The sequence below is a fragment of the Paenibacillus ilasis genome (assembly GCF_043195395.1).
Lineage (GTDB): Bacteria > Bacillota > Bacilli > Paenibacillales > Paenibacillaceae > Paenibacillus_AQ > Paenibacillus_AQ lautus.
Genome location: NZ_JBHDJG010000003.1, coordinates 406,337 through 424,234, shown reverse-complemented (window position 1 = coordinate 424,234; position 17,898 = coordinate 406,337). Strand labels below are relative to the sequence as shown.

Annotated in this window: 17 protein-coding genes and 1 pseudogene; 12 read left to right on the top strand and 6 right to left on the bottom strand. The window is 50.7% G+C overall.

The features are described from left to right. Window positions 1–81 precede the first annotated feature (81 nt). Window positions 82–933: a manganese catalase gene (locus ACETK5_RS26105; protein ID WP_100540517.1), complete on the top strand. Its 852-nt coding sequence runs from the start codon at window positions 82–84 to the stop codon at window positions 931–933. A 72-nt stretch (window positions 934–1,005) separates the two neighbouring features. Further along, window positions 1,006–1,212, top strand: a pseudogene (locus ACETK5_RS26100) (KGG domain-containing protein); the annotation flags it as partial. A gap of 144 nt (window positions 1,213–1,356) precedes the next feature. Here ACETK5_RS26100 and ACETK5_RS26095 read toward each other — a convergent pair. Further along, the gene (locus ACETK5_RS26095) at window positions 1,357–1,695 is read right to left on the bottom strand and encodes a winged helix-turn-helix transcriptional regulator (RefSeq protein WP_100540519.1); all 339 of its coding nucleotides are present in this window, start codon (window positions 1,693–1,695) and stop codon (window positions 1,357–1,359) included. 160 nt (window positions 1,696–1,855) lie between these two features. On the opposite strand from ACETK5_RS26095, the gene ACETK5_RS26090 reads away from it, so the two are divergent. Further along, window positions 1,856–2,794 carry an aldo/keto reductase family protein gene (locus ACETK5_RS26090; protein ID WP_127589784.1) on the top strand — a complete coding sequence of 313 codons (939 nt, stop codon included), beginning with the start codon at window positions 1,856–1,858 and terminating at the stop codon, window positions 2,792–2,794. A gap of 65 nt (window positions 2,795–2,859) precedes the next feature. Here the strand turns inward: ACETK5_RS26090 and ACETK5_RS26085 are convergent, their stop codons facing one another. Then, window positions 2,860–3,834 (bottom strand): aldo/keto reductase, encoded by a 975-nt coding sequence (locus ACETK5_RS26085; RefSeq protein ID WP_127589783.1) that lies wholly within the window; start codon window positions 3,832–3,834, stop codon window positions 2,860–2,862. Window positions 3,835–4,105: 271 nt separating this feature from the next. On the opposite strand from ACETK5_RS26085, the gene ACETK5_RS26080 reads away from it, so the two are divergent. From ACETK5_RS26080 to ACETK5_RS26050, 7 genes are all read left to right on the top strand, one after another. After that, window positions 4,106–4,420, top strand: a complete 315-nt coding sequence (locus ACETK5_RS26080; RefSeq protein ID WP_100540522.1) for a hypothetical protein — start codon at window positions 4,106–4,108, stop codon at window positions 4,418–4,420. 196 nt (window positions 4,421–4,616) lie between these two features. Further along, the gene (locus ACETK5_RS26075) at window positions 4,617–5,081 is read left to right on the top strand and encodes a DinB family protein (protein ID WP_394058734.1); all 465 of its coding nucleotides are present in this window, start codon (window positions 4,617–4,619) and stop codon (window positions 5,079–5,081) included. 129 nt (window positions 5,082–5,210) lie between these two features. Continuing rightward, window positions 5,211–5,720, top strand: coding sequence for a CYTH domain-containing protein (locus tag ACETK5_RS26070; RefSeq protein WP_326116206.1), 510 nt, complete (start codon window positions 5,211–5,213; stop codon window positions 5,718–5,720). A gap of 319 nt (window positions 5,721–6,039) precedes the next feature. Continuing rightward, entirely contained in the window at window positions 6,040–6,711 is a 672-nt protein-coding gene (locus tag ACETK5_RS26065) for a helix-turn-helix transcriptional regulator (protein WP_394058731.1), read from the top strand. Window positions 6,712–6,767: 56 nt separating this feature from the next. After that, window positions 6,768–7,940 (top strand): MalY/PatB family protein, encoded by a 1,173-nt coding sequence (locus ACETK5_RS26060; RefSeq protein WP_394058729.1) that lies wholly within the window; start codon window positions 6,768–6,770, stop codon window positions 7,938–7,940. Between the two features lie 146 nt (window positions 7,941–8,086). Continuing rightward, window positions 8,087–9,559 carry a Na+/H+ antiporter NhaC gene (nhaC, locus tag ACETK5_RS26055; RefSeq protein WP_100540527.1) on the top strand — a complete coding sequence of 491 codons (1,473 nt, stop codon included), beginning with the start codon at window positions 8,087–8,089 and terminating at the stop codon, window positions 9,557–9,559. Window positions 9,560–9,744: 185 nt separating this feature from the next. Then, entirely contained in the window at window positions 9,745–10,131 is a 387-nt protein-coding gene (locus ACETK5_RS26050; RefSeq protein WP_394058727.1) for a RidA family protein, read from the top strand. Between the two features lie 109 nt (window positions 10,132–10,240). Here the strand turns inward: ACETK5_RS26050 and ACETK5_RS26045 are convergent, their stop codons facing one another. Together ACETK5_RS26045 and ACETK5_RS26040 are read right to left on the bottom strand one after the other, a co-directional pair. Further along, window positions 10,241–10,996 carry a YheC/YheD family protein gene (locus ACETK5_RS26045; protein WP_394058725.1) on the bottom strand — a complete coding sequence of 252 codons (756 nt, stop codon included), beginning with the start codon at window positions 10,994–10,996 and terminating at the stop codon, window positions 10,241–10,243. A gap of 81 nt (window positions 10,997–11,077) precedes the next feature. Further along, the gene (locus ACETK5_RS26040) at window positions 11,078–11,470 is read right to left on the bottom strand and encodes a hypothetical protein (RefSeq protein ID WP_100540530.1); all 393 of its coding nucleotides are present in this window, start codon (window positions 11,468–11,470) and stop codon (window positions 11,078–11,080) included. Window positions 11,471–11,616: 146 nt separating this feature from the next. Between ACETK5_RS26040 and ACETK5_RS26035 the strand changes: the two genes are divergently transcribed. Next, window positions 11,617–11,982, top strand: coding sequence for an MmcQ/YjbR family DNA-binding protein (locus tag ACETK5_RS26035; protein WP_326116200.1), 366 nt, complete (start codon window positions 11,617–11,619; stop codon window positions 11,980–11,982). A gap of 100 nt (window positions 11,983–12,082) precedes the next feature. Here the strand turns inward: ACETK5_RS26035 and ACETK5_RS26030 are convergent, their stop codons facing one another. Continuing rightward, window positions 12,083–13,357: a chitinase gene (locus ACETK5_RS26030; protein WP_394058723.1), complete on the bottom strand. Its 1,275-nt coding sequence runs from the start codon at window positions 13,355–13,357 to the stop codon at window positions 12,083–12,085. A gap of 398 nt (window positions 13,358–13,755) precedes the next feature. Between ACETK5_RS26030 and ACETK5_RS26025 the strand changes: the two genes are divergently transcribed. Next, entirely contained in the window at window positions 13,756–15,108 is a 1,353-nt protein-coding gene (locus tag ACETK5_RS26025) for an MATE family efflux transporter (RefSeq protein WP_326116197.1), read from the top strand. Window positions 15,109–15,264: 156 nt separating this feature from the next. Here ACETK5_RS26025 and ACETK5_RS26020 read toward each other — a convergent pair whose 3' ends face one another. After that, window positions 15,265–17,886: a LuxR C-terminal-related transcriptional regulator gene (locus ACETK5_RS26020; protein ID WP_394058721.1), complete on the bottom strand. Its 2,622-nt coding sequence runs from the start codon at window positions 17,884–17,886 to the stop codon at window positions 15,265–15,267. Between the last annotated feature and the right edge of the window lie 12 nt (window positions 17,887–17,898).

The following is a 17,898-nucleotide window of genomic DNA, read 5'->3' as shown; positions in this document are numbered from 1 at the left end:
GTGAATTACAGTTTCATATCGATCGAACCGGGTAAGAAATACTCGGACTTACCATCACATATACGAAGGAGGACGACTTTGATGTTTATTCATATGAAAGAGCTTCAATTCCGGGCAAAACCTGAGAAGCCGGATCCGGTATATGCAAGAAAGCTTCAAGAGGTGCTGGGTGGCCAGTATGGTGAAATGTCCGTTATGATGCAGTATCTTTTCCAAGGATTTAACTGCCGGGCAGACCGGAAATATCGGGATATGCTGCTGGATATCGGAACCGAGGAGATTGGCCATGTCGAGATGCTGAGTACGATGATAGCCCAGCTTCTTGACGGTGCTCCTGCGGATCAAGTCGATGAAGCGGCGAAGGATCCGTTGATTGCCGCCGCACTCGGAGGCATGAATCCTCAGCATGCCATCGTATCGGGATTGGGCGCGACGCCGACGGACAGCAACGGTTATCCCTGGAACAGCAAATACATCATAGCGAGCGGAAATCTGTTGGCTGACTTCCGTGCGAATCTGAACGCGGAGTCCCAAGGCTTGCTCCAGGTCGTACGCTTGTACGAGCAGACGACGGATCCGGGTGTCCGAGACATGTTGTCCTTCATGATAGCCCGCGATATCATGCATCAAAATCAGTGGCTGGCCGCGATCGAAGAGATTGAGGCCATTGAAGGCCCGATTGCTCCTGCTTCGTTTCCGCGCGAACGTGCCGTAGAAGAAGCTACCCGCCAGTTCATGAATTTCTCCGTAGGCGAGGAGAGCAGTGCGGGACGCTGGGCGAACGGACCGCTGCCAGACGGTACCGGCCATTTCGAATACGTGGCAAATCCGACAGCATATGGCGACGCCCCCGTATTAAATCCTGCCGCCAAACACCAGCATTCCACGCTTGGCACAGGTCCATATGTGGTGAATGAAGGAACCCAGAAGTAGTGTTTAATATTTTAGGGATGGGTTAAATACATGACATAGCAGCAACAAAAAACAACTTAGGAGTGATGAACAATGGCTAACAACAACGGTAGCAAAATGAGCAGAGAAGAAGCGGGACGCAAAGGCGGCGAAGCAACGGCCAAGAATCACGACAAGGAGTTTTATCAAGAAATCGGCCGTAAAGGCGGAGAAGCCACATCAGAGTCCCATGATAAGGAATTCTATGAGGAAATCGGTCGCAAGGGCGGAGAATCCAGAGGCAATCAAAACAATAACGATTAAATCAATCTACAATCCAAAAATAGCAAGCTTTTAAAAAGCAGCGGCGGTTCCCGTTGAACGGAATCCGCCGCTGCTTTATTTTTGAGCCAACCGTAACCGCTGATCCCGGCGTGTGCCGGACGCTGTCAGGCTATCTTGAATTTAAGTCCATCGCGCCGCCCACAGCTTCATTTCCTTGCAGATGACATGCAGGTCCATGCCTTTCGGCGTCAGCGTGTATTCCACCGTAACCGGAACGGTAGGGAATACTTCGCGTTCAAGCACGCCCTGTTCCTCCAGATGGCGGAGCGTCGTGGTCAGTGCCCGCGGACTGACATTCGGGATTTGCCGCTGCAGCTCGCCGAATCGTTTCGTGCCCCCAAAGAGCTCGCGGATGACGAGAAATGCCCATTTCCCGCCTAAGACCAGCAGCGTTTTTTCGATATTACATTCGATATGATCGGGAGTTTTCGGTATGTAACTGCTCGATTTATTACCCATAACGGTAGGCTCCTTCCGGTATTCTATTAACTATACTCAAGTATATCAGCTATCCTTCTTATAATATAGTGAAGAACATTTCACTTCTTCCCTGAGAATAGGAACTACTATAAAATAGCAAATGTAGCATCCAAGTTATTCTATTGAAGGAGGATTTGCCATGAAATACAGAAGATTAGGACGTACAGGTCTTAAGGTCAGTGAGATCAGCTTGGGAAGCTGGCTTACATATGGTGGTTATGTTGAACGCGAGAATGCGGTCAACGCGATTAAAACGGCCTATGATCTTGGCATTAACTTTTTTGATACGGCGAATGTCTACGAGAAGGGCGCAGCCGAAGTGTTGGTTGGCGAAACCTTGAAAGCGTATCCGCGCGAGTCTTACGTGCTGGCGACCAAGGCATTTTGGCCCATGGGCGATGGCCCGAACGACCGCGGCTTGTCCCGCAAGCATATTATGGAGCAGGCGCATGCCAGCTTGAAGCGGCTTAACCATGATTACGTGGATATTTTCTACTGCCACCGTCATGATCCGGAAACGCCGCTAGACGAAACGCTTCGGGCGATCGATGACCTCGTCCGCCAGGGGAAGGTGCTCTATGTCGGCGTCAGTGAATGGCAGGCATCGCAAATCGCGGAAGCGTTGACGGTAGCGGATCGCTACCTGCTCGACCGCATTGTCGTTAACCAGCCGATCTACAATATGTTTGAGCGTTACATCGAGAAGGAAATCATTCCGCTGAGCGAGCGTTCCGGGATTGGGCAGGTGGTATTCTCACCGTTGGCACAAGGTCTGCTGACAGGTAAGTATACCTCCGCTTCCGATATTCCAGAGGACAGCCGTGCCGCGAAGCTGGAATGGATGCGCAAAGGCATTACCGAGGAGAAAATCGCGAAGGTTCGCGAGCTGGAGAAGATTGCGGCAGAGCTCGACGTGTCCGTGGGCAATTTGGCGCTTGCCTGGATTCTCCGCCAGCCGAACGTAGCCAGTGCGCTTGTCGGCGCAAGCCGTCCGGAGCAGGTAACCGAGAATGCGAAGGCATCCGGTATCGAGCTTAGCGAAGAGGTTCAGGCTCGGATTGAAGAGATTTTGAAGTAGGGAGTCATACTAAAACACATAAAGCCTTCTCAACGATTCGTTGAGAAGGCTTTATTACGTTGTGTTTACCCCAGCCGATAAGTCGCGAACGGCTTGGCATGCACAAAGTCGTCGCTGATTTCATCCAGGCTGGAGCCCAGTGCCTCATCGACCTCAATCTCCAGGCTCTTCAGGTTATCGTCCAGCTGCTCGGTTTTCGTAGCACCGACAATAACGGTCGAGACGGCAGGGCGATTCATCAGCCAGGCTAGGGACAGGGCGCTAGGGGAATGACCATGCTCTGCAGCCAGCTGACTGACCTGCTGCCCGAGTTTCAGATTGCGATCTTCCAGGAAGCGATTGAAGTTGGGGTCCGTTTCCGCACGGGAGCCGGCAGGCGTGCTTGCGCCCTGACCGTATTTGCCGGTGAGAATGCCGCCGGCCAGCGGGAAATACGGGATGATGCCAACGCCCTGATCAAGGCAGAGGGGGACTAGCTCTAGTTCCGGCGTCCGGTCGGCGAGGGAATAACTCGTTTGGGTGGATACATACCGGGTGTATCCGCGCAGCTCGCTGATCCCAAGCGCCTTCATAATTTCCCAGGCGGCATAGTTGGAAGCGCCGATATATCGGACCTTGCCCGATGTTACCATGTCGTCCAGCGTACGCAAGGTTTCCTCAAGGGGAGTATTGGGATCAAACGTATGGATCTGATACAGGTCCACATAGTCGGTTTTCAGCCGCTTCAAGCTGTTCTCCAGTTCTTGCTGCAGATGATAGCGGGAGGAGCCTCGTTCGTTCGGCCCTTGGCCGTTCACAAGACCGGCTTTCGTAGCTAATACAACGTTATGGCGTTTGCCGGCAAGCGCTTGTCCAATGATGCGTTCGGATTCCGAACCCGCGTAAATATTGGCGGTATCGATGAAGTTAATGCCACGATCCAGTGCATGGTCTATGATGCGGGTGGATGTTTCTTGATCGGCTCTTTTGCCAAAAGCATTCGTTCCAAGACCGAGCTCCGAAACCTTCAGTCCGCTGTTGCCAAGACGGCGGTAGTTCATCTTGATCCACTCCTTTATGTATAGATTTCCTATAGTATAAACATGTTCCCGGAATCGGTTCAAATGGATCGAGCGCGAAAGAAAGATATAGATGTAAGATTCTACATCTTTTTTCGACAATATCTAAAAAAAGTGATTAACTTCCATCCCATCAAATGGTAATATAGTCTTAGGAGAAAAGATTCGGATTAGCCATGGGATATGCTGCATAAGAACTACTTCGGATGTTGGAGTACGACTTCTTTTTTCACTAATCGTTGGAGTGTGAATCATGAAGATTTATCTGAAAAATGATGCTGGGGTAACTAAACAAGTAAAGGTAGGCTTTAGCTGGACGACGCTGTTCTTTGCCTTCTTCCCGGCTTTGTTTCGAGGCGATCTGAAGTGGGCAGTAATCATGTTTATTATCTCTGCCGTCGTCGGTCCATTTACGTTGGGAATAGGAGCTTGGATTAGCGGAATCATATTCTCATTCGTGTATAACAAGATTTACATTAAAGAACTGTTGGAAAAGGGGTATCGCCCTGCCACTGAGGAAGCTCGAGTGGTTCTCGAGAGTAACCACATTATTGCGAGAGTAGCATAGTTTTATTTCATGCATAAAGCCTGGACCCTGAGTGAATCTTTCATTCAAAGCTCCAGGCTTTACTGTTTCTTTAGCCTAATCGATGAAGAAGTTTGTGACTAAAATCTAAAGTTGCGCAAATAGCCTTAGGGCTCCTTGCGATTGGCCAAATATTACGATAGGATAGTTACGTACGATTTGGAAGGGGGATTATCATATGAATGAAGCGATTTTTAACCAATTGGATTTTGCCAGAGGAGCGACACTAAAGTCGATCGAAAATGTAACGGAGCAAGAGGCTGATATCATCCCGGAAGGATTTGCGAATAGCATTCGCTGGAACTTGGGACATATCTACACCGTGCATGAGCAGTTCGCTTTTGCAACGGCGGGCGAGCAGCCCCGTCTTCCGGAAGGATTCGAGGCTTGGTTCGCAACCGGAACCAAACCTGCCGATTGGACGTCGAAGCCGCCTGCGCTGTCCGAACTGGTGGAGCTTTTGCAGGAGCAAACGACCCGTATCCGCGAAACCTTCTCGAATCGCCTGGACCAAGTGTCGGCTCATCCGTTGACGATCGGTCCCTTGACGTTCCAAACCGTGGGAGAATTTCTTGTGTTCAGCTTGTATCATGAAGGAATGCACACGCAGACGATCAAGGCTTACAGAAAATTGATAAAGTAATACGATGAACACGAAACGATAGAAGGGTGCCTAGCGATCCCTTCTATCGTTTTTGTTTGTCGCTGCGGGGATCGATCCTTATAATGGAATCAGCACAGATGGGATCATCGATTGGAGGATATGACGACTATGGCGATTGAAATCGAACGCAAATACCTTTTGGAGGCTTACCCGGAAGACTTGATATCGGAAGGAACCATCGTGGTCGAAAAAGAGCAGTTCATCGAGCAGACGTATTTGGCGCTGGATGGGGATCAAGAGCTTCGGGTCCGCAAAATAACGGATCTGAAAACGGGTCAGCTTGAATTCACCCATACGTTCAAAAAAGGGTGGGGGATTGCCAGGGAGGAAGTGGAGTACGCGATTTCCGAAGGACTCTATGACCAAGTGGTGAAGGCACATGGCGCAATTCCGCTGACCAAGAGACGGGTAACCGCCCGATGGGGCAGCACGATCATCGAAATCGACGATTATGCGCAGATAAGCTTGCTGGTGCTGGAAGTAGAGTTTCCTTCCATGGAAGCTGCAGATGGCTTTGTCCCGCCGGCATGGTTCGGACAAGATATCAGCACGGATAAACAATACAGCAACAAGAAGGTATGGCGGGATCTGCAGCTGCAAGCAGGCAGGGAAGCCTAACGGATTTACATAGGAAACGCATGCAGCTAGGATGTGGATACTGCACTTTCTCATATGATTGTAAGAAAGGCTCTTCGCGGGTGGTCATGTTTGATCGCCCGCAAGAGCCTTTTTTATGGCATTCAGCCAAAATCCTGTAGTATGGCGAACCATATTTGACGATTGCAGGGTGTTTTGAGCAGCGATCGACTTTTTTTGACAAGAGTATTGTAAACGGTTTATTATTATAATATAATATTATCATGATAATTAATTATTATATTATAAGTGATGACACTCATAAAACATGACGGTTTATCAGAGAAGGGAGAGGCTCTTCATGAATGGAAACCAGCAGCTGCTTGAAAGCTATTTTCCGATTGCTTCTTTTATCGCGGCGATCATCGGACCTCAATGCGAGGTGGTCGTTCACGATATAAGCGATCCGGAACGCTCCATCATCTTTATCGAGAACGGCCATATTAGCGGACGCAGAGTCGGCGATGCCTCGACAGACCTCGTATTGAAGATTTTGAAGGCGGAGGCCTACCGCGAAGAGCAGTTCATCGCGAACTACAAAGCTTCCAGCGCGCGGGGGCAGACCTTCCGATCGTCTACGTATTTTATTAAGAACGGGAGCGGCGAGCTGGTCGGCCTTATGTGCCTTAACATCGACATCACGCATATGGAGGTTGCAGCCGACTGGATCAACAGCATTTTGCAGGGAGGATCGCTTACGCCGCCGGCAGCCCTGGATGCACCCAAGGAGGACAAGCCGTCCACCGAATACCTGCAGGGGAACGTGGACGATTTGCTTCAGCACATCATCCAGACCGTCCTAGGCAAAATCAGCGTTCCGGCGGACCGTTTATCTTCGAACGAGAAGATCGAGATTGTGAAGGAATTGAACGAGCAGGGCGTGTTTCTTCTGAAAGGCGGAGTTTCGAAGGTTGCCGCGGCTTTATCCATATCGGAGCCTACGGTGTATCGCTATTTGCAGAAGCTGAAATAAGCGGCTTGTACCTTAATATTCAAGTAGTGCATCTTGAAACAATGGAAGGTGACATCATGACATATAACTTTGACAAGGTCGTCAGCCGGTTTGGCACGAACAGCGCAAAATGGGACGGGATGGCGCAGAGCATGGGGGGCGACATGATCGCTCTCTCCGTGGCGGATATGGATCTGCCGGCTCCGCCCATGGTGGTGGATAAGGTGGCAGAGGCAGCGCGTCACGGCATTTACGGATATACCGATCCGTTTCCGCCTTACTTCGAAGCTGTCCGTACATGGCTCGATAAGGCCTATGACTGGCAGGTCGAGCCCGATTGGATCGTATTTTGTCCGCGCATTGTGCAAGCCGTTTCGGTCATTATTCAGAATTTCACGGAAGCCGGAGACGGAATTCTTGTCCACACGCCTGTTTATCAGCCCGTTGCGAAAGCGGTTACGTTAAATGACCGGATATTGGTTGAAAGCCCGCTAAGGCTTGTAGACGGAAGGTATGAGATCGATTTTGACGATATGGAACGGCGGATGCAGGAAGGGGTCAAGATGGTCCTGCTCATATCCCCTCACAATCCGGTGGGCCGCGTATGGACGAGGGATGAGCTTGAACGCATGGCGAAGCTTTGCATCCGGTATGACGCACTGATCGTGTCCGATGATATTCATGCTGATTTCATTCATGAGGGACACGAGCATACCGTCATCGCCAAGCTGTCCGAAGAGGTTGCGAATCGTTCCATTATCTGCACGTCACCGGGCAAAACCTTTAACCTGGCTAGTCTCGAAATCGCTAACATTATCATTCCCAATGCTGCGCTTCGGGAGCAGTTTAAGCACGGTCTGCTGCAGGCGGGGATTCATAATCCCACATTCTTCTCCGTGCCTGCACTGGAAGTCGCATACACATCGTGTGATGAATGGTTAACGGAACTTCGCGCTTATATCAAAGACAACATTGCTTATGCCCGAACTTTCATAACGGATCATATGCCTGAGCTGGCCGTGATCGAACCTGAGGGGACATATTTGCTGTGGATCGACTGTACGGCCGTGAGCAGCCATGAAAAGGGTTTGGTGGAGTGGATCCAGGAAAAAGCGCGCGTCAGCGTCAGCTTCGGTTCATCCTTCGGTCCTGGCGGTGAAGGCTATATCAGGGTCAACGTGGCTGCGCCGCGACCTGTCTTGCAGGAAGGCCTGGAGCGGCTTGCCGCGGCTTATCCGCTGCATCGTTAACAACCAAAGTTTAAGAGATCAGAAGGAATAAACTTCAAAGGCTTACCAACCTTATCTCGCAAGAAAAACTTCCGCTATATGCGGTCTGTCTTCTGAGAAGGTACGTCGATAGAGGTTTTCTTATTTACATCCAGGGGGAATGCATAATGGTTAAGCCAAAAGAGGAACGAACGATAAAGCAGCCGACCATGTTTCTGGCGCTGCTTCCGATTTTTACGATGGTGATTTTGCTGTGCCTTGGTTACGTATTATTTGAGCTGCCGCCCGAACCTCTGATTATTGTATCAGCCATTGTCGCAGGCCTGATTGCGATCAAGCTGGGTTACAGCTACAACGATATATTGGAATCCATCTCGCAAAAAATTGCGAAAACCATGCCCGCCATCCTCATTCTGATTGTGGTCGGATTTATGATCGGCGCGTGGATGGTCGGCGGTACGATCCCCATGATGATCTACTACGGCCTAAAAATCATCGATCCGCAGTTTTTGCTGATTACCGCTTTTCTCGTGACGTCCGTGGTCTCCGTATGTACGGGCACCTCCTGGGGATCAGCAGGGACAATCGGGGTTGCCTTCATGGGGGTTGGCGCCGGAATGGACGCCAATCTTGCGGCTGTGGCGGGTGCGGTTGTAGCGGGTGCTTACTTCGGGGACAAGCTTTCGCCCCTTTCGGATACAACCAACATCGCGGCTTTGTCCACTGGCGTTAATCTGTATGAGCATATCGGCCATTTGCTGTATACAACGCTGCCGTCCTTTTTCGTGGCGGGGATCGTATACGTGGTCACAGGATTGAACACGCATGTGTCCAGCACCGGGGTTCCCGAGAAGGTGACGGAGATCATGAATACGATGGCAACGATATACGATTGGAACGTGCTTTTGATCCTGCCCGTGCTGATTGTCCTGTACGGCTCGATCACCAAGAAACCTACGATTCCCGTCATGCTGCTGTCATCGTTCGTGGCCATGGCGAACGGCATGATATTTCATGGCTTTACGCTGCAAGACGTAGTGACTTCGGTTGTAAGCGGATTCGATATCGCGATGGTTCATGTCAGCGGATTTGATCCGAACGCTGTCATTGCGGACATTCCGCGTCTCATTAACCGGGGCGGCATGAGTTCCATGATGGGGACGTTGCTTATCTGTTTCAGCGCGATCACATTTGCCGGCACGATATCGCTGACCAAATCGCTGGAGCTGATTGTCGATAAGCTCTTAAAGCATGTGCGTTCCACGGGATCGTTGATCCTGGCCACAATTGCAACAGGCTTGACCATGATCGGTGTGACCAGTAACGGGCAGGTCTCCATTCTGATGCCGGGCGAGATGCTCCGTGAGGCTTACATCCGGCGCGGTCTCCATCCGAAGAACCTGGGGCGTACGGTGGAGGATTCCGCCGCCATTACCGAACCGATTCTGCCATGGACGGCAGCGGGTGCCTATATGGCCGGTACACTGGGCGTAGCGACACTATCCTATTTACCTTGGGCGGTGCTGTGCTGGACTGGCATTATTTTTGCGACGATCTGGGGTTTTACCGGGTTCGGTATTGCGAAGCTTACCCCCGAGCAGCAGGAGGAAATGCTAAAGGAATACGAAAAAGCCGCATAACGGGAACCGGAACTCGCCTCATGCGGATGATGCAGGAGCTGCATCGGTCCATTCATGCAGGATGGATCAGGAACTGTATCGCTCCAATTCATGCAGGATGAATCAGGATGGATATTTCTTTGGAACTAGGCAACAAATCATTAATATATATGCGTGAATCTATGCGCTAAAGAGGAGAGAACACCATGACACAACTAGAGAGAAAAACCATCGTAACCCAGCAGGCTCCAGGAGCAATCGGCCCTTATTCCCAAGCCGTGCAATACGGAAATCTTCTGTTTACATCCGGCCAGCTTGGTATGGATGCGTCTGGGCAATTCGCGCCGACGGTAGAAGAACAGGCGAAACGCTCCCTGCTTAACGTGAAAGCGATCCTGGAAGCTGCCGGCTTCGGCATGGAGCATATCGTCAAGACGACCGTCTTCCTGAAGGACATGAACGATTTTCAAGCAGTCAACGAGGTGTATGCTTCTTTCTTTGCCGAACCGTATCCGGCACGGAGCGCCGTAGAGGTTGCCCGATTGCCGAAGGATGGTCTTGTTGAGATTGAAGTGGTAGCCAGCAAGCCGTAATAATTAGCGCTCTTCGAGGTAACTGAACATAAAGTTATAAATGAGGTTGCAGCAAAACGGCCGGGCATTATGCCCGGCCGTTTTGTTTAAGCGACTGAAGTATCTTTGTTTATTTCGTACGTCCATAATGCTTCCCGTAAGACAGAACCTTATAGTACAGGCTGTGATCTTTTAACGTTTTGAGCGGATAAATTTGTGGTCTGGTGTTAACCTCGAGAATCCAGGGTCTTCCGCTTGAATCCACGGCGACATCCAGTCCCAGTTCCTTGAAGCCGCGATAGTGGCGATCAAAGTTTTTGCCCACGGCAACGCCGAGTCCCTTGAGTTCAGACTCGAGCTGCTGGGTGAAGGCCGGGCCGAAATTGGCGCCGCTCATCGTCTTTTTGAACGTGCCGATGGAGCCGCCCTGATTATAATTGGTGGCGACTTTGTTCGGTTTGCCCACCTTCGTGAATAGGGCGGTACTGACCCAGGTGCCCTGCCTAGTCTTCTGGACCATCACCCGGATATCGAACGGCTTGCCATTGCTTTTGGCCAAGCGAATTCCTTTTTGCAGCAGATAAGGTCTGCTCCCCGCAAAGCGATTCAGATCGCGGTATAATTGAGATGAGCTTGAATACGACGTTTTCGTCGTGTTCAGCTGGCTTGTGTAGCCCCCGTCTGTTTTGCGAATCCGGATAATGTTCCTGCCGCCTGAACCATCCGTGGGTTTAAAGAACACTGTGGAGTAGCTCGCCAGCATGGAGTTCAGGTTTTTTTTGCTGAACGGCAGCGTATGCGGCACGTACTGCCTGAAGTAAGCATCTTCGTTTAACCATTTCGTTTTCTTCCACTTGCTTTTGATGGTACTGCTTTTATAGCTCATAGTTAAGAGGCTCACCTCTCTTTTTTTGTTCAGCATATGCGGAAAAAGTAGAGCAAGCCTCCACGATGGCCTTGAGCCAAGCTATGTGCTCGAAAACAATTTTTTATCGAAAAACAATAAGGTGATAAATAAAACTGCTGCGACAAGCAGAATCGACGCCGGAATGATAAAGGCCAGCAGGGTTGCCGTATTCTGCGTCTGATAATACATCAGCATGCCGAGAGGCATGATCCCGCCCCCGAGAATACTCGTCCAGAAGTGCAGCGCGGCCGTCTTTCTCATACTGAGTTTTTCTCGAAACACGTAGTAGAACATGCCATAGGCAAATAAGGTCAGCCAGCCTACCACCAGAATATGGGCGTGGCCTGCAACCATGCTGTAGTTGCTTTTTCCTGCCATGTCCGCTCCGATCAAAGCGCCGATGAGCATATAGATTGCGGCAATCCGCATCAGCCACTTGCTGTATTTCAACATGGATAAATCGCCCCCTTGAATCTGAATCAGTCCCAATATACAAGAGTTATATGAACGGAGCATGAACAAAACAGGAACGGAATTGAACAGGGGAACGTCATCTACTATAATCAAATAGATCTGATCTAGAAGGAGAGAATTTCCAGGTGCGAAGCCCACTCATTGCTTACTGTCTTTCGAAGAAAGCTGCGGTCGAGGACTATCCGTTCGGACCGCTTCCGATCGTCATGAAGGTTGGCGGCAAAATGTTTGCCCTGATTGCCACAACGGCAGGAGAGAAGGTCAGCCATATTTCCCTGAAATGCGATCCGGTGATCGCGGAGAATTTGCGCCAGCAGCATGACGCCGTGCAGCCCGGGTATCATCTCAACAAGAAACATTGGAATACGGTTGCCGTGGATGGTTCCTTAACGGAGGCGGACCTCCACGATATGATTGATCATTCCTATGATTTGGTGCTGAAAAGTTTACCGAAAGCTCAGCGCGTTGCAATCTCTCAGCGGCTGGTATGAGGCCTGCTGAAACGAAGCATCGCCCTGTGGCAGTGGAGGCAGAAAACATCCATTTGATACCATCAAATATGTTCCAGCCTATCCGTGAGACCGGTTCGTATCAGAAGGGTCTCATTCCCAAAGTATCTACTTTCTCACCGGTAATATCAACGCCCATACGGCTTGTAATATCTCGGTAATGGCCGGCGCGCCGCTGTACCGGGCTGCCCTCGGTTTCACCGAGGTTGGCTTCCAAGCCGTTCAAGACCATCACGGTCGTGCCGAAGCCGGGATCGCCCAGCCCTCTGAACTTCTCGAGCGGGGAAGGCTTCCATCTGCCAACCATCACGTCATGGGCGGAAGGCTTCGGGTCCTGCGGCGTCATCCAGAACAGGATGGCGGTCATGTAGCCGATCTTGCCGTCAGCGGCAACGATCTCCGGATGGTCCAGCAGCACGCTTTTGTCTCCATAAATGATGGAACTGAACAGGCCGTAGTTGAAGTTCCAGCTGAGCATGATCGGTCCCCGTCCATAATAGCGTTTGTCTGGTGTTCCGGGATACAGCTCAGCGCTGTCAGGATCGACGAAGGCATCCTTGTTGACGCCGGTCCGGCCGGCGATGTTCTCGTTCCAGAACAACCCCCAACGGAGCGGTCCTCCCGGAGCGGTCGCCCAACCTCCGCCCGTCTCGTGGGACAGATTGGCGAGGAAGGCTGCCAGCTCGCGCTTGCGGTCCTTCTTGAAGCCTTCCTTCAGGAAAGTGCCACCGTCAATGATAACGGTTTCAATCGCTTGGTTAAGGTTCTCAGCCGCATGGAAGTCAGCTGAACGCACAACGAGTGTTTCAACGCGGGCGTCCTTGTCTAATCGGTAAATCTCCTGCGCGGAAGGGGTTCCTTGCCGCGTGTTGATCTTGATCTTCAGATTGGAGACCTCCGCGACCGCGTGGATGAGATTATCGTATGAGAAATAGTCCGTCTGATCGGCTTTGTAGTATTCTTTGCCCTTGGCGACTTTATACCATTCCGCCGAACCTAGCCGGTAAGGGAACAACGCCTCGAAATCTTCCTCCGAGAGCAGCGCTTTAACGGCTGCGATCGCCTTCTCCGGCGTGTAATCCGGATCGAGCCCGTCCCAGTTCTGGTCGATCTCCTTGCGGCTGATTAGCCGGTGCTCCCCGATCGCCAGGGAACGGATGGGATTCGCCGTGATTTGTGCTGGACCCGAGGGGCTGGATTGGGTGCTGGATGGCGTTTTCGTTGGTGATGCCTCGGCTTGGGGCGCTTCATCGGCTGCAAAGGCATGAAGCGGGGTCATGAGGAGCGCAGCGCCGAGGGCTGCAATCATACTTCGCTGGATCATGCTGCGAGATAACGGATATTTCCATACGGTCATACACATTCTCCTCTATATCATTGGGATTGGATTACACTGCCATCATATATACGGTATGTTGTTTTGTACATAGTCAGGAAATCCCACGATGTTACGCGCGGTTGACACTGAAGGGAACCTCCAGCGCGACCAAGCGGGTTGAGATGTGACGATAGGCAGGGGATTTGCTGTGGAATCACCAAGGATACCGTCGAAGTTCGAATACCGGCATTCGCAGCATCCTCCAACTTGATGACTAGTTTTTTAATGTAAAAACATTATAATGTTATTATGTTTATGAATCTATCAAACTACTAATCTATGGAAAGGATGCCTCACTCCATTTTGTTCTGTTCATTTGCGTAATTTCATATATATTAGAGATTCATCATCTTATAGACGAAGAAGGGTTAACTGACATGAGTTTATTTGTTCGCGAAAAGGGGTTCTACAAAAGTTTTTTCTGGCTGACGCTTGTGATCGGGATGCAGAACCTGATATCGGTCGGCGTGAACTTGTCGGACAACGTCATGCTGGGAGGATACAGTGAATCGGCGCTATCAGGCGTTGCCCTCGCGAACCAGATCCAATTCCTGCTGCACATGCTGGTTTTGGGCGTATGCGAAGGATTGGTCATCATGTCGTCCAGATTTTGGGGAGCGAAGGATCTAGGCTCCATCAAAAAAGCGGCAAGCATCGGCATGCGCATGGCCATTTTTCTCAGTATTGTGTTATGGGCAATTGTGTTCTTTTTCCCGCATGAGGTATTGTCCTTGTTTACGAAGGAAGAGAATGTCATAGCCGCCGGCGTGGACTATTTACGAATCATCTGTTTCTCTTATATCTTTTTTGCCGTCACCAATTCCTTGCTGGCTTCACTGCGAAGCGTGGAAACGGTAAAAATCGGCTTTGTGGTATCGTTATCGACCCTGATTATCAACATCTGCCTGAACTATATCCTCATCTACGGGTATTTGGGTTTTCCTGAACTGGGCGTAGCCGGATCGGCTATCGCTACCCTGACGGCCAGGATCATTGAATGCGTGATCGTCATCGTTTATATTAAGCGGTTTGACCGTAAAATCTTGCTGAAGATGCAGGATTTCCTGCAGTTCGATATGGAGCTCTTCAAACAATACATTCGTGTAGGCTCCCCGATTCTGCTGTCCAACACGATATGGGGGCTTGCCATGGCGGCACAAACCGCCATCCTGGGGCATATGGGAGAATCGGCGATTGCCGCGAACAGCATTGCCACAACGATTTTCCAGATGGTGACTGTCATCGTATACGCTTCGGCCAGCGCAACGGCTGTGCTGATTGGGAAGACCATCGGAGAAGGTTTGATGGACAAAATCATATCCTATGCCAAAACGCTGCAGATTCTGTATATCCTTCTCGGCTTGCTGACGGGCGCTGTGCTGTTTGTGATTAAGGATTTTGTGCTGGGCTTCTACTCCATATCCGATGAGGCGAAAACCCTCGCGCTGCATTTCATGACGGTGTTGTCGATCACCGTAGTCGGAACCGCTTATCAGATGCCGGCCTTGACGGGCATTGTGCGAAGCGGGGGAGACACCCGTTTTGTGCTCTACAACGATTTGATTTTTATGTGGCTGATCGTGCTGCCCTCATCGGCATTATGCGCGTTCGTGTTCCATTTATCACCGCTCGCCATATTCATTTGCTTGAAGTCCGATCAGATTCTGAAGTGTTTTGTGGCGATCGTAAAGGTCAACCGATTCAAATGGATACGATCCTTCAGCTCATGATGGATAGACGGTTGTCTTAAGGAAAATCGATAAAGTAAAAGGAACCCCGGGTCCACGGACCGACCGGAGTTCCTTTTTTAGAGATTACAGAATGTATAAGTTTTCAGCGACGCGTAAGCAATTCTTGTATTGGGGTATGGTATTGGGGCCCCCGCATCAATCCTCCAGCAGGTTTAATGACTGGGCTTTAACCAGAGCCTGCGTGCGGGTAGTCACGCCGAGCTTGCCATACAGTCTGGATAAATATACCCGGATCGTTCCTTCGGACAGGCCAAGTGCAGCGGCCATCTGTTTATTGGCGGCACCTTGCCGGATCAGACGCAGAAGATTCATTTCGTTCCGATTCAGTTGTTCCGGGAGAACAGGCGTGGATACCTTATCGGATGAAGGATCCGCTTGAGAATAATCAGGGAAATACTCCAACAGTATGCGTACATATTCAAGCAGCTGATGCTGCTCCGGCTTTAAGTCGATTGCTTGTCCTTGGTGGTTTGCGTACAGCCTCAGCAGTTGGTACATATCCTCTCCTTCGTCGAGGAAGGAACGGACATAACCGTTCTGTGCTCCTATACGCAATGCGTCGCCAAGGAGATGAAGGGACTGCTTTCGCTGACCACGCTGATATTCCATCAGCGCTTGCAGGCCTGTGATCTCTATGATGCTGGATCGCTGCTGTTCGCGCTCAGCCTGGGGTTTTAACAGCTCCAGGAGGTGAAGCGCCTCGGCTTCTCTGCGCTGTTTGCCTAATAGGCGAACGAGAACCAAATATTCGGTTTCCCGGCTATAGGTTGGTCTGTCCTTGACGGAAATGGGGAGGCCTGCAGCTTCCTTCCGGGCTTCGGATATACGCCCTTCCCGGATATAGAGCATGCACCGTATAGCCTTTAATGGAGCAAGCCATGAGCTTGCTTTCCTGGCAAGGACAGCGGTCCACGCTTCATCCAGAGCATAATGGGCCAGATGAAACTTGCCCTCCGCAGCGTACAGCTTGGCATCGGTTATATGAAGCGGCACGAACAAACCCATCGTTTCTTTGACGGGGGGCGCGTTTCGAATCTGCGCCAGCAGCTGACGGCATTCGGTAAGCCGGTTCCATTCATAATACCCCTCGCACAAGGACTGCTTGACATATAAATTCATGAGCGAATGCTCCCATCCATGGGATTCCAGCACACCGGTAAACAGATGTGCGATCCTCTCCGTATCGGCGGAAAGAGCTCCTTTCATGCCAAGCGGTGTACGTCTTACGTAAGGCTCCCGTCGGTTGTAATCAAACTGGTAGTATATCGGATTGTCGGGCAACAGGTTGTCGAGGATGCCTTCGCTGAAAGCGAACCATTTACCGAAGTCCCCGTTTAGAAAAACAAGATTGGAACGCACGAACAGGATGCTGCTTCGGAGCTGCTCCCGTCGATCCGATGCCGCGAGTGCGGCGCACGTTTCTTCAATCCGGGACAGCATGACCTCAGACCGCTCCAGATCCCCTGCCAGAACCACAATAAAGGCATGTGCTAATGACATTTCAAGCGTAATCGAAAATGGGGATGGAATGCGGTCAAACCATTCAAGCAAGGTAGCCATTTCCCCCCGTTCAAGCACGGTTTGCATATGCTGCTCCAGCAAGTTCACGGCACTCTCCATATCCTGTGCTGCAAACATATGGTTAATGGCCTCATCCATTGAACCGATGGAAATGTAATATTGCCCGGCAAGCCGATGACGCTTTATATATTCCCCGTTATATTCACGCAGCAGGAGGTCCAGCAGAAACTGCGAGAACAGATGATGATAGCGAAAGCAGGTGTGATGATCATCCAGTGGAACCAGAAACAGATTCAGCTTCAGCAGCTCCTCCAGCATCGGGCGGCTCTCGCTGAGATCGGTTACAGCATCGCACACCTGAGGATGAAGCTCGGATAGGACTGCGGTCTGCAGGAGAAAAGTGAGCACCTCGGAAGGTAACCTGCCTATCACCTCCTGAAACAGATATTTTGAGATCAGAAGTTGATTTCCCTTCATATCTTCGACGAATGGCTCCAGATCGTTGCCGGCTCGAAGGGAAAGCGAGGCAAGCTGGAGCCCGGTTATCCAGCCTTCCGTTTGATTAAGCAATGTATCCAGTTGCATCGGAGATAGACGGGGCTGGCTGCTGTCTGATTCATGCCGGAAAAAGCGCTCGGTTTCATCGGAGGTGAATTCCAGCTGCTTCATGCCGATATGGTTGACCTCATGGTTAACCATCCCTTTCATCGTGGGGAATGGAAGCTCGGTTCGGGATGAGATGAATAGATGAATATGCTCAGGGAGGTAATCAATCAAGTAGGATATTCCCTCATGGATTGCCTTATAGTGAATGCTGTGCAGGTCCTCGAGAATGAGATTGAGGGCTTCTGGCTCCTCGTATAATTCACTGATCAGCGTGTCCAAAAAGGTTTCAATCGAGGCGCTTGGCAGCAGATGCATATGGTTCATAAGCCGCTCTCCTTGCTGCCTGGGAAGAACCGAGGCCAGCGAGGCCGCAACGTATCGCCAAAAGCGGACGGGATCGTTATCCCGTTCATCCAGTGACACCCAAGCGCATCGTTCGTTGCTTTCATGAGCCCATTGGGCGAGCAGCGTCGATTTGCCGTATCCGGCAGGGGCAATAATGGCAGTCAATTGTCCATTGTGGCCTGCTGTCATCGCTTGAATAAGTCGATCCCGGTGAATGAGATGCTTTTTTAACCCGGGAAGGCTTATTTTCATTTTCAGAATAGGTGAATCGGTCAGTAATTTCATAGGTACCCTCGC

Coding starts and splice junctions, on each gene's coding strand:
- ACETK5_RS26105 (WP_100540517.1), top strand. CDS start 82: ATGTTTATTCATATGAAAGAGCTTCAATTCCGGGCAAAACCTGAGAAG.
- ACETK5_RS26075 (WP_394058734.1), top strand. CDS start 4,617: ATGAATGAAGCGATTTTTAACCAATTGGATTTTGCCAGAGGAGCGACA.
- ACETK5_RS26045 (WP_394058725.1), bottom strand. CDS start 10,996: ATGAGCTATAAAAGCAGTACCATCAAAAGCAAGTGGAAGAAAACGAAA.
- ACETK5_RS26080 (WP_100540522.1), top strand. CDS start 4,106: ATGAAGATTTATCTGAAAAATGATGCTGGGGTAACTAAACAAGTAAAG.
- ACETK5_RS26020 (WP_394058721.1), bottom strand. CDS start 17,886: ATGAAATTACTGACCGATTCACCTATTCTGAAAATGAAAATAAGCCTT.
- ACETK5_RS26085 (WP_127589783.1), bottom strand. CDS start 3,834: ATGAACTACCGCCGTCTTGGCAACAGCGGACTGAAGGTTTCGGAGCTC.
- ACETK5_RS26090 (WP_127589784.1), top strand. CDS start 1,856: ATGAAATACAGAAGATTAGGACGTACAGGTCTTAAGGTCAGTGAGATC.
- ACETK5_RS26060 (WP_394058729.1), top strand. CDS start 6,768: ATGACATATAACTTTGACAAGGTCGTCAGCCGGTTTGGCACGAACAGC.
- ACETK5_RS26040 (WP_100540530.1), bottom strand. CDS start 11,470: ATGTTGAAATACAGCAAGTGGCTGATGCGGATTGCCGCAATCTATATG.
- ACETK5_RS26030 (WP_394058723.1), bottom strand. CDS start 13,357: ATGACCGTATGGAAATATCCGTTATCTCGCAGCATGATCCAGCGAAGT.
- nhaC (WP_100540527.1), top strand. CDS start 8,087: ATGGTTAAGCCAAAAGAGGAACGAACGATAAAGCAGCCGACCATGTTT.
- ACETK5_RS26050 (WP_394058727.1), top strand. CDS start 9,745: ATGACACAACTAGAGAGAAAAACCATCGTAACCCAGCAGGCTCCAGGA.
- ACETK5_RS26070 (WP_326116206.1), top strand. CDS start 5,211: ATGGCGATTGAAATCGAACGCAAATACCTTTTGGAGGCTTACCCGGAA.
- ACETK5_RS26025 (WP_326116197.1), top strand. CDS start 13,756: ATGAGTTTATTTGTTCGCGAAAAGGGGTTCTACAAAAGTTTTTTCTGG.
- ACETK5_RS26065 (WP_394058731.1), top strand. CDS start 6,040: ATGAATGGAAACCAGCAGCTGCTTGAAAGCTATTTTCCGATTGCTTCT.
- ACETK5_RS26095 (WP_100540519.1), bottom strand. CDS start 1,695: ATGGGTAATAAATCGAGCAGTTACATACCGAAAACTCCCGATCATATC.